We start from the raw sequence: 835 nt of genomic DNA, 5'->3' as shown, positions 1-835 counted from the left end.
GCCTCGTAGCAGACGATCACGGTCGGCGAGCTGGTCGCTGCAACGGCGAGCTTCGTCCGCGCCCTTTCAATCAGTACTAAAAGGGCATCCACGTCACCGCAGGCAATGGTGTGCAGCGCGATCTTGTCGGTCAGCCGCGTATTGAGACCAACCACCCATTTCGACCGGCTCATTTCCACTGAAACGAAAACGTCGCCGCCAATGGACGCATCTTCAACCGCTATTGCTGCTTCATTCTCTTGGGGCATCGTCCTTTCTCCTGTTCCGCTTCAACAAGCCGAACCGTATCAGGTGGTGCGACTCGCCCCATAGGATCTCTAAGTTTTAGGCCGCCGGTCGCACGGCTGATTACCAATGCCTTTTCCTGGCCCGTGAGGTTGGGACGCTATCACTCGCCAGGCGGAAGCTGGACCGCTCGGCGCCGGTTCCTTCGACAGCGATCCCCGAGTTCACCAATGACCGGCATGCGTCGAGAACCGACCAAGGCACTTCATCCAACATTGGCCTTTGGTTCATTGGTGAGCGTCAAAGCCTGAGGAGCATCGATGGCCGGCCTGCGTAGGCTCTGATGGCTCACAAAACCGACAGAGATCAGCCTGACAAAAACCGAGCTCTTGTTCGCAACAGAGAGCGCCAGCGTTTGAAGCCGCCATTCCGATCCTGTCGCAACTGCTCAAGGCCGAGACGGCGGAACGCGAGGTCAGGTCGACAGCCTATCAGCTCAAGATCGCAAGCTTTCCAGCCTATCGCGATCTCAACGGCTTTGACTTCGCCAGCAGCGAGATCAGGTCGTCTTCGAACAGCGCTCGAGCGCTATGTGGGCATGCGCCAGAGA

Annotated in this window: 2 pseudogenes; one reads left to right on the top strand and one right to left on the bottom strand. The window is 58.1% G+C overall.

The features are described from left to right. A pseudogene (locus X742_RS0139565) lies at positions 1–248 on the bottom strand (hypothetical protein); the annotation flags it as partial. A gap of 370 nt (positions 249–618) precedes the next feature. Between X742_RS0139565 and X742_RS1000000173635 the strand changes: the two are divergent. Then, positions 619–835, top strand: a pseudogene (locus X742_RS1000000173635) (ATP-binding protein); the annotation flags it as partial.

Origin of the sequence: Mesorhizobium sp. LNHC229A00, from assembly GCF_000502415.1 — a bacterium.
In the GTDB taxonomy this organism is placed as follows: Bacteria; Pseudomonadota; Alphaproteobacteria; order Rhizobiales; family Rhizobiaceae; genus Mesorhizobium.
This window is presented reverse-complemented; position numbering and strand designations above follow the sequence as displayed.